The 10,783-nt window shown below is 60.6% G+C and carries 5 protein-coding genes; 1 reads left to right on the top strand and 4 read right to left on the bottom strand.

Annotated features, from left to right (window positions below; all coding sequences use genetic code 11):
- Both AKL29_RS21815 and AKL29_RS21810 read right to left on the bottom strand, forming a co-directional pair.
- Positions 1 to 858 (bottom strand): LysR family transcriptional regulator (locus AKL29_RS21815; protein WP_152977709.1); only part of this gene is annotated, 858 nt, incomplete at its 3' end.
- Between the two features lie 279 nt (positions 859 to 1,137).
- The gene (locus AKL29_RS21810; protein ID WP_028337062.1) at positions 1,138 to 1,758 is read right to left on the bottom strand and encodes a response regulator transcription factor; all 621 of its coding nucleotides are present in this window, start codon (positions 1,756 to 1,758) and stop codon (positions 1,138 to 1,140) included.
- A 220-nt stretch (positions 1,759 to 1,978) separates the two neighbouring features.
- Here AKL29_RS21810 and AKL29_RS21805 point away from each other — a divergent pair, with 220 nt between their 5' ends.
- Entirely contained in the window at positions 1,979 to 2,371 is a 393-nt protein-coding gene (locus AKL29_RS21805; RefSeq protein ID WP_028337063.1) for a response regulator transcription factor, read from the top strand.
- On the opposite strand, the gene AKL29_RS21800 is transcribed toward AKL29_RS21805, so the two are convergent.
- Together AKL29_RS21800 and AKL29_RS45315 are read right to left on the bottom strand one after the other, a co-directional pair.
- Entirely contained in the window at positions 2,366 to 8,251 is a 5,886-nt protein-coding gene (locus AKL29_RS21800) for an ATP-binding sensor histidine kinase (protein WP_050385585.1), read from the bottom strand. The genes AKL29_RS21805 and AKL29_RS21800 overlap by 6 nt on opposite strands.
- Positions 8,252 to 8,766: 515 nt before the next feature.
- A partial coding sequence (locus AKL29_RS45315; RefSeq protein ID WP_244482277.1) for an efflux RND transporter permease subunit occupies positions 8,767 to 10,783 on the bottom strand: 2,017 nt, incomplete at its 5' end.

Below are 10,783 nucleotides of genomic sequence, written 5' to 3'. Positions count from 1 at the left end.
AAGCCGCGCGACCTTGACGAAAGCGTCCAGTGCCGGGGAGTAGCGGCGCCCCTGCACGGCCAGTAGCCGCACCTCCCGCGAAACCGGGAAGCCTTCGAGCGGAATGGTCTTGAGCGTCGGAAGGCGCGGCATGTGCTCGGGCGCGAGTATCACGCCGAAGCCGGCAGCGGCCATGTGCTGCAGATGCAAGTCATGGCCGCTGCAGTGGCCGAGTTGGGGCGGTTTCTCGGGGAAATACGACTGCTGGATCTTCGGGGCAACGTCGCAATCGGCACGTTCCAGCAAGACGGTCTCACGGAGGTCGTCGATGCCGATCGAGGGACGGTTTGCGAGGCGGTGTGTCGGCGCGAGAACTGCGACGTAGTGCTCCTCGAACAGCGACCAGTCGTCGATGCGGGCGGGCACGTCCTGCACGTCGCCAACCATTGCGGCGTTGATCTCGCCCTCAAGCAAGAGGTCGACGAGCTCCCCCGCCGCGCCCTCGCGCAGCTCGACGTGAAGTCCAGGGACGAACTTTGCGATCTCCGCGATCGGATCGAGGACGAGCGACGCCGAGATGGAAGGGGCGAGACCGATCTTCAGTGGCGCGACCTCCTTGCGTTGGAACTCCTGGGCTCGGCGACGCACCGCGTCAGCCGAGGCCAGTGTGCGCTCCAGCATCGGAAGGACTTCCTTTCCAAGGTCGGTAAGTTGCGTCAGCTGGCGTTCGCGGTAGATCAACTGGCCGCCGAGCTCCTGCTCGAGCTTCTGCACCCCCTTGGTCAGGGCGGGCTGCGTGACATTGCACTGCTCGGCCGCGCGCGTGAAGTTGAGCGTGGATGCGACGGCGAGGAAGTAACGAACTTGATGAAGCTCCATGGCTGATCTCCGTCGAGATTCTTGTTGGCGCAGTTTGATGGCTTGGAGCGCTGCGGTCGATTGCGCGAGGGTACAGCGACGTTCGCTTGTCGCTACCTGGGCTAAGCGTTCGCTTAGAAGTGAGGACGTATACCTCGCGCTCCGAATCCGTTAGCCGGAAGGGCCCCGAGGAAAGAGAGCCAGCGGCGCAGAGAAGTGCGGTAGATTGAGTTTTGCGATTAGATCGCACCTTCGCACGAAACGATTGAGGACATGCCTTTCTGCTCAGACATTCCACGGTTACTGTAGCCGTATGTTGAGGCGGTCCGCCATTCGGCTGAGCTCGGGAAGCGAACGCGCATTCATCTTCCGCATCAGATTCACACGGTGCACCTTCACTGTAGATTCTGAGATGCCGATATCGTTGGCGACCTGCTTGTTCAGACGACCTGCCACGACGCCGAGCATGACCTCGCGCTCGCGGGAGCTAAGCGTGTCGAAACGCTCCTTGAGCGCAGCCAATGCGCCATCACTGTCTCGACGGGCCCGATCGCGAGCGAGGCCGGCCTCGATGGCGTCAAGCAGATCCTGATCACGGAATGGTTTCGTAAGGAACTCTATCGCGCCGCCCTTCATCGCCTGCACGGTCATCGGGACGTCGGCGTGCGCTGTGATGAAGATGATCGGCACTTGCCTGTTTGCGGCAACAAGGTCGCGCTGAAGCTCAAGACCGCTTCTCCCCGGCATTCTCACGTCGAGCACCAGGCAACTAGGACCGCCCGGCGGATCGGCCTGGAGAAAATCTTGAACCGACGAGAATTGTCGGGCAGGCAAGCCGACGGTCCGCAACAGCCGCACGACCGAGTCGCGAAACTCGGGATCGTCATCGATAACCAAGACACTGGGATTTGCCTCACCCACTCTCGGCATCCTGCGTTGGAAAAGCGCATTTCCCTATTATCGGTGTCAGTCTACGCCCAATCCATCGTGATGAACAATCTTTGATGCCTAAGCGGATAGCCGAAAAGCCTAAGCCATCGCTTAGGAACGTCGACATTGCGTTATCGGGAAATGTCAATGACATTAAGTTGCACGCTGCGCGAGTTGCCCCGCCGGTCGGCGGAGGCGCCTGGAACCCGCAATGTCGAACCATACATTGATAGCAATCGTTGACGATGATCAGCCCTATCGTGAGTCAATGCGAAAACTCATAATGTTGCTGGGCTACACCGTCGAAGCGTTTCCGTCAGCGGCCGATTTTCTGGCGTCGCGGGGCTTGCCTGAAACCGTCTGCCTGGTCACCGACGTTAACATGCCCGGAATGACTGGTGTCGAATTGCACAGGCACTTGGTCGACGCAGGGTACGCGATCCCGACGATCCTCATTACCGCCTACCCCGATAAGGTCGCGAGGGATCAGGCTCTAAAGGACGGGGTTGTTTGCTACCTCAGCAAGCCAGTGGACGACGACTGTCTCGCGCGGTGCCTGCGTTCGGCTCTGCAGCCGGGTACACCGATTGATGACAGTTTATGAGCCGTAATCCGCCGGCAGGGTAAACTGAAACACGGCGCCGCGAGGTTCAATCGCTTCCGCCCACAACTTGCCCCCATGTGCGTGGATAATGGAGCGGCATATCGATAGTCCCATCCCTGTTCCACCGGACTTCGTGGTGTAAAAGGCGTCGAAGACTCGATCGAGATTCTCCGGATCAATGCCCGGCCCGGAGTCGCGCACGCCTACGAGGGCGCCAGTCTGATCCTCCTCGGTGCTGATCAACAGCTCTCTTGCCCCTTCCTCAACCGAACTCATTGCTTCAGCCGCGTTCAGGATCAAGTTCAGCAAGACCTGTTGCAGCTGAACGCAATCCCCCATAACCGGAAGCAATCCATCTGCAAGCCGAGTTTGAACTAAGATGCCATTCCTGTGGATGACGCTTTGTGCCAGGATGATCACTTCGTCAGTAGCCGCATTGAGATCAAAGCGCTCCTTTCGTGGAGGCGCCTTCTTGATGTGATCGCGCATCCGTCCGACGATATCCTTGGCTCGGTCCGTATCTCTGACAACACAAGCGAGGGCTTCCATCGTCTCATCCAGATCAGGCGGATTCATTTCCAAAAAGCGCATCCCTGCACGGGCGTTGTTACGAGCAGTAGCGATCGGATGCAGGATTTCGTGAGACAGCGAGGCGGCCAATTCTCCCATCATGCTCACGCGGTTCATGTGGGCGAAATCCAACTCGAGCTGGCGCAGCTTTTCACGTTCGTCCTGTGCCCGCCTCCGTTCCGTCACATCGACAGTTGTGGTGATAACCTCGGCCAGCGAGCCCCGGGGCGAAAACACATGATAGCTGGTTCCTTCGACCCACTTGATTGTGCCATCAGGCAGGAGGAGTCTGAACTCGGCAATGAAATCCTTTCTCTGGCGCACAGCCTCCTGAACCGCTCCCCAAACTCTGTCGCGGTCGTCTGGGTGAATGCGTTTCCACATGCTTTTTTGCGTTGGAAGGCCTTGCAGCGGATCAAATCCCCAGATCCTGTAACTCTCGTCCGACCAATAGAGGTAACGCATCGTTGTCGCGTTGTAGATCCAATTGCCGGTACGGCTAAGTCTCTGTGCTTGGCTAAGCGCTTCCTCGACGCGCTTGCGCTCCGTCAAATCGAGCACGAAAGCAAGCCCCTCGTCGCCCCCTTCTTTGAACAGAGCGGCGCCAATAAGCACAGGAACCCGGCTGCCGTCTTTCCGAATAAACTCCTTCTCGAAGGGCTGAACTTTCCCGGTTGAGTTCAGTTCTGCCTGAGTCAGCATGTCGCGCTCGCGCCATTCCGGCGGGGACAGCTCGGGCCAGCGCACGCGCCCCGAAACCAAGTCCTCGCGGTCATATCCCAGGATGCGTAGAAGCGCGTCATTGGCTTCAAGAATTCGACCTTCGCGGTCGGCAATGAGGATTCCGATGATGTTCGCGTCGACCAAACGCCTAATCTTCCCTTCGCGATCTGCGACGTCGCGATACAGCTGCGAGTTTTCGAGCGAGATTGCTGCCTGCGACGCAAGCACCTTCAACACTGTGACGCGGTCAGGTGTGAAAGCGTAGGCCGTCAGGTTGTTTTCGAGGTAGAGTACACCGGCCAATCTGTTCTGTTTGAGCAATGGCAGGCAGAGAATTGAACGGGCGTGATGCCGATGAATGTACCTATCAGCCGAAAACGGGTTCGCGGCTGCGGCATCGTGGAGAAGAACACTCTCTTTCGTCCGGATCACGTAGTGCAGGATGGACTCGGGCAGATCTGCAGCGGTTACACCTGCCTGCCGCTGACCGACGGTCACCGTATTATTGCTCGTCGTGACTTCTGCCTCAATCCGATAGCCATCACCTACCGCAAGGATCAACAGACCTCGCCCGGCACCCGCGTGCTCAATCGCTGTGCGCATTAGCGTGTCGATCAGCTTTTCTGGAACGATCTCCCCCGACACGGCTTGCGAGACCTTGATAACAGTAGCTAGATCCAGTTGTTCGACGGATGCCCCGATCGTGCCTGTGGGGCCGACAACCGATTTTTCCTCCCTGAGGTGCTGATACAACTCGTCGAGTTGACGTACCTTGCCGTCGGCTCCCCAACGGATGTATGCGTACCGCGCGTCCCGCAGGTAGGCATGCGCGATCTTCTTGAACCCGCGTGCAGCATAAAAGCGTGCGGCGGTTTCGTTGGCGAGCGCCTCGTTATGGACAAAGCCGTGCGCTTGTGCGGAGTGGATAGCGTGCTCGTAAAGATGTTCGGCATCGAGCGCGCGGCCTTCGATCCGGGCGATCTCCGCCCCGACGAGTGCGGCACGGTTCTCGAAGCTGTCCGGGCACGCCATCGCCCAGACCTCGAGCTGTCGGTGGTGCGCGGCCAGTGCTCTGACGTGTTCCTGCTGTTGGCCGGCTGCCGCAGAGTCGCAGGACGCTGCCCTGGAGAGCGCACTGTAGAAGTGATATTCCGCGCACTCAAAAAAAGACGCCGATGTCGGCTGCAGCTGCTGCGCCATCAATGAGGCTTCGAGGGCATCCGCATAGTCGCCGGCAAAGAAGCGTGCCTGCAGCTTGCGGATCCAATACGAGCCCGCGGCCAACGCCAGATCCGGGTTCCTGCGGAAACGGGACTCGAGCAGGAGTTCGTCAAACTGCCCATCGTCAAAGCGACCGAAAATCGGCGTCAAGCCGCGGAGCGTCCGTATCAGCCCAAGCTGGCCGGCGATGGAGTCAATCGCAAAACCGAACCGCATGTTCCGCGCGAACGCGAGACCATGCTCGACCTCGACTTGCACGCTATCGAGTGGATTCCCCGCTGCTAGAAGATACGTGTTCAAGTGGGTGTAATAGTACGCGGCAAACGTGAGGTCACCGATCTGGTTTGCCGTCTCAAATGCACGCCGCAGCAGCTCACAACCTTCCCGGACATGTCTCGTCCAGAACATGAGCAAATATCCAAAGTTCAAATAGGTTCTGGCCTGGAAACGCCTTAGTCCACGCTGTTCGACCAGTTCATAGCCGAGACGGCCGAATCGAAGCCCCGCCTGGTAGTCACCGAACTCCGGTCCAGCAAGCCTGCCAAGCACTGCGTAGGCGTAGCACGAGCCGTCACAATTGCCGCCCTCAAGACTGAGATTGACGGCTCGACAGATGACCATCGAGCGTACGTTCGCATCCGTATAGTGGGCCGGCGGCCCAAGCTTCGTCAGGACATCGAGGGTCGCAAGCGATGCCTCATTGCTCATCAAAGGCAGATCAATGAGGCTTTCTATTGTGCGGGAACCGAGTTGGGTCCAGATCCGATCATACTCCCGCCGAGCCTCGTCTTCCGTCGGGTGCGGCGACCAGTCGATGCCGAGGTGGCGGAGATAGTCGAGACCGACCGCGATCGCGCGGCTGCCCTGATCCAGGGTCGTGTAAAGATCCACCTGCAGGCACGTGACGCGTGCTCGTTCGATCGTCGTTGCGGAATGGGCCGACAGCACCGCCAGGCGCTGCTCAGCTTCCGCCAGTGCACCGGTGAGGAATTCACATTCGGCCCGGTGCAGCTCCAGCTCAAAGATCAGGTCGTGCTGGCGCTCCCAGGGGTCCCCCGGCAGCAGCGCTGCGCCGCAGGACAGGTAGTTCAGCGCTGAGGCATACGCTGTCGAGGCCTTGGCGCGCCTACCTGCAACTAAATTCAACTTTGCGACCCGCTCGAGCTCCTCAATTGACGTGATGAGATGCGAGCCTCGGTTGAGCTGATTGACGATTTCGAAGATGGTCTCCTCCAGCTTCTCTGGAGGGGTCTGCGCTGCGAGCATCATCCCTATTCGGAGATGGGCTTCGGCACGCAATTCCTCCGCGATCAAGGAGTAGGCGGCTTCTTGAACACGGTCGTGGAGAAATCTGTAGGACTCTTCCGAACGAAAGATCAGCCCTGCTCGCACCGCCTCCCAAAGCCGGCCATGCATCTCCTCCTCGGAAGACTGGGAAACGATCCGCAACATGGTGAACCCTGCGTCGTCGCCGAGACAGGCGAGCTTCTGCAATGCGTTCCGGGTTTCGGCGGACAGGCGGTTCAGCTTCCCCACCATAAGGTCCACGACATTGTCGGTGTAACCCTTAGCTTGGATGCGATTCAGGTCCCAGCGCCATCGTGCCTCGCCATAATCGAAGGTGAGCAATCCTTCGTCGGCGAGCGCAGAAATGAACTGAATAGCGAAAAGCGGATTACCGGTTGTCTTCTCGTGGATCAACTGTGCCAGCGGCGCGATTCTCTCCGGTTCGCTGTGAACAGAATCCGCGACCAGTTGTCCCAAGTCTTCACAGGTCAGGGGTGCCAAGACGATGTCTTGTAATATCGCTCCAGCTTGGCGCATCGCTTCGAGCTTGCGCATCAGCGGGTGTAAGGGATCGACTTCGTTGTCACGGTAAGCACCAATCAACAACAGGTTCTGCACGTCCGGCCGGGTCAACAGATCCTCGAGCAAATCGAGCGTTGCCGCATCGAGCCATTGAAGATCGTCAAGGAACAGGGCGAGTGGATGTTCCGGCCGCGCGAATACGCCGATAAATCGCCGGAACACCAATTGGAAGCGGCCCTGCGCATCCTGTGGCGGCAGTTCGTGGACCGGTGGCTGATCGCCGATGATGTGCTTTAATTCCGGGACGAGATCAACAATCAGCCGACCGTTCGGTTCGAGCGCCTCGAGCAGCGCATCCCGCCATCGCCGCAGCTCCGCTTCGGTCTTGCTCAAAAGCGGACGGATCAGGCTCTGAAAGGCCTGCGCAAGGGTGGCGTAAGGGATGTCGCGCTTGTACTGGTCAAATTTGCCCGATGCAAAAAGACCGCGGGGCAGAGCTAGCGGCTTATGAAGCTCGTTGACGAACGCGGATTTTCCGATGCCGGAGTATCCCGAAACCAACACCAACTCCGGCCTGCCGCCGACGACGATACGGTCGAAGGAGGCAACCAAGGTACCGATCTCGGCCGTCCGACCATACAGCCTTTCGGGGATCAGCAGCCGGTCCGGGGTGTCGTGTTCCCCGGGCGCGAATTCGTCGATGTCGCCTCGGGTTTCCCATTCAGCAAGGCAACGCCGTAGATCGCTCTCGGCGCCTGCAGCCGTCTGATAACGCTCCTCAGCAGTCTTGGCGAGCAGCTTCATTATGATCGCAGAGACCGAGCCTGAGAGGTTTCTCAGCCGCTCGCTGGGCGGCACCGCTGGTCTTGCAATATGACAGTGCACCCATTCCATCGGATCGGCTGCCGTGAAGGGCAGAACGCCCGTGAGCATCTGGTACAGCGTAACGCCGAGGGCGTAGAGATCGCTGCGGGCGTCGACAGAGCGGTTCATCCTCCCGGTTTGTTCGGGCGCCATGTAAGCAAGCGTACCGGCGATGGTCTCGGGCGGGTCGGGCGCCTGCCGCTCGCGGGACAGGCGCGATGCAATTCCAAACCCGGTGAGCCGCACGCGTCCATCCGCGCAGTCCACCACAATATTAGCTGGCCTGATGTCTTTGTGGATGAGCCCGCGCTGATGAAGCTTGCCCAGAGCCGAGGTAACAGCGATCGCCAAGCGCAAGAAGCGTCCCACCTCCATAGGGCCATTGAGCAAACGGTCGAGCGGCTCGCCGCCAAGATCATCGAGCACGAGCACGGTCCGACCGGCGTCGCGCATGAGGGCCAACGGCCGCGCCGCCCATGCCCCGTCGAGCTCATCCTTCAGCTCGTATTCGTGCGTGAGACGATCAAGTCTTGACCGGGACGGGCGGTCGGCGGCAGGGGCAACAAGCAACACGGCGAGCCGGTTGCCATTGTCGTCCAGTTGCCAGCCACGGCTGACCACGCGCTCGCCGTCCTCCCACAACACCGGAGCGCTACCATCCGGGTACGCGACGTTCAGCGGCTGCTGCACCATCTGTCAGACTCCAGCGTCGGGCTTCGGCTTGAAGTCGGCTGATCAAGCTCTTCGTCGGCCATGCGCGCGGCCATTCCCCCAGCCTCGGGAAAAACTACTCCACCGGCCGAAAAATTCCACTCATCCCTTGGGCTGGCCGGCTGCAGCGGACGCGGAACCTGCTTCTCAGCAGCAATTTGCAGCGATTTGCCAGGCTTTGCTCGCTAAAGGCGGCAAAACGCGGGTCAACAAGCGCATGCCCGCTGATCCCAAGGGACTCGGGGGGCACAGCAACCTGGAAGGAAAGTTGGATGACGGACAAAGCTTCATCAAGTTCGCTACTTCCTCGCCCTGGCGTCGACACTCAACTTCACCCGTGCAACCGAGCAGTACCGCCCTGACCAGGGGGTGCAGAAACTGAGAGCCGCGCGGCCGGTTGATCCACCGCGAACGTCGGGCTAATGCAGCTCACAGACCTTGGGTCAGCGTGACGGAGATAGTGCTCCGGCCTCATGGCGGATTGCCATCACTGCATCTCACCGCGCCGCAGCCGCGATCATCTGAATCGGCTTGCCCTCGTTCTTTCCTTCCGCGAGGTTGCGCACCACCATGTAGAAGATCGGCGTGAAGACCAGGCCGAACAGCGTGACGCCGAGCATGCCGAAGAACACGGCAACCCCGACCGCCTGGCGCATCTCCGAGCCCGAGCCGGTCGACACCACCAGCGGCAGCACGCCGAGGATGAACGCGAATGACGTCATCAGGATCGGCCGCAGCCGCAGCCGGCAGGCCTCGATCACCGCCTCCAGCCGCGATTTGCCCTCGAGCTCGATGTCGCGCGCGAACTCGACGATCAGGATCGCGTTCTTGGCCGCCAGCCCCACCAGCACCACGAATCCGATCTGGGTCAGGATGTTGACGTCCTGCCCCATGATGCGGACGCCGATGGTGGCCGCGAACAGGCACATCGGCACGATCAGGATCACCGCGAACGGCAGCGTCCAGCTGCCATATTGCGCGGCCAGCACCAGATAGACGAACAGCACGCAAATCGGGAAAACGTAGAGACCGGCATTGCCACCCGTGACCTGTTGATAGGATAGATCGGTCCATTCGAGGGAAAAGCCGCTCGGCAACGTTTCGTCAGCGAGTTTCTTGATGGTGTTAAGCGCCGTCGTCGAGCTCACACCTGGCGCCGGCTCGCCCTGCAGTTCGGACGCCGAGTAGAGATTGTAGCGCGCGACGCGGTCGGGTCCCGAGACGTCCTTGAAGTCCACGATGCTGCCGAGCATCACCATGTCGCCCGCCGCATTGCGGGTACGCAGCCGTGCCAGATCGGAGTTCTCCTTGCGGAACGGCAGATCGGCCTGCGCCGTGACGTGGTAGGTGCGGCCGAACAGGTTGAAGTCGTTGACATAGGTCGAGCCGAAATAGGTCTCGATGGTGTTGGTGACGTTGGCGATGGGAACGCCGAGCTTCTGCGCCTTGACGCGATCGACATCGACGAACAGCTGCGGCGTGTTCGCCGAGTACGGCGAGAACACCGAGGTCAAGTTTGGCGACTTCCGCGCTGCGGCGACGAGTTCGTCGGTCGCGGCTGCGAGCAGCTCGGGACCGCGCCCTTGTCGGTCTTGGATACGGATAGCGAAGCCGCCGCCGGTGCCGATGCCCGGCACCGCGGGCGGCGGAATCACGATGATGAAAGCGCCCTGGATCACCGACAGCCGCCTACGCAGATCGGCCGTGATCGCATTCGTCGTCAGCCCCCTCTTCTGCCGTGCTTCCGGCTCGTCGAACACCGGGAACAACGCCGCGGCGTTGCCGGCCTGCGTGCGGGTTGCGCCGGAGAAGCCGCTGAACGCCCCGACACGGACGATACCCGGCGTATCCAGCGCGATCCGCTCGATCTCCTCCACCACCGCAGCGGTTCGCGCGAGCGACGCGGCGCCGGGCAACTGCACCGAGATGATGAGGTAACCGCGATCCTGCGCCGGGATGAAGCCCTGCGAGGTAGTCGCGAGCAGCCAGCCGGCGCTGCCAATCAATGCGACATAGAGCAACAGCATCGGCGTCGAATGCCGGATTACGAACGACGCCAAGGCCGCATAGCCATTAGACAGCCGGTCGAAGACGCGGTTGAAGACACCGGTAAAGGCCGACCAGCCGCGTGCGATCAGGTTCCAACGCGCTGCCGGCCGCCTCTCCTCATGCGGGACCAGGATCTGCGAGGCCAACGCGGGTGACAGCGTCAGCGAGCAGAAGCAGGAGATCGCGGTCGCGACCGCAATGGTGACAGCGAATTGCTGGAAGAATTGCCCGGAGATGCCCCCGAGGAAGGCGGTCGGCACGAACACCGCGCACAGCACCAGCGCGATCGAAACCAGCGCGCCGCCGACCTCCTCCATCGTCTTGAGCGCGGCTTCGCGCCGGCTCATGCCGTGCCGGAGATGTCGCTCGACATTCTCGACCACCACGATCGCGTCGTCGACCACGATGCCGACCGCGAGAACCAGACCGAACAGCGTCAAATTGTTGATCGAGAATCCGAGCGTT

This window comes from Bradyrhizobium pachyrhizi (assembly GCF_001189245.1).
In the GTDB taxonomy this organism is placed as follows: domain Bacteria; phylum Pseudomonadota; class Alphaproteobacteria; order Rhizobiales; family Xanthobacteraceae; genus Bradyrhizobium; species Bradyrhizobium pachyrhizi.
The sequence above is the reverse complement of the archived record's forward strand: the minus strand, read 5'-3'. Positions and strand labels throughout refer to the sequence as shown.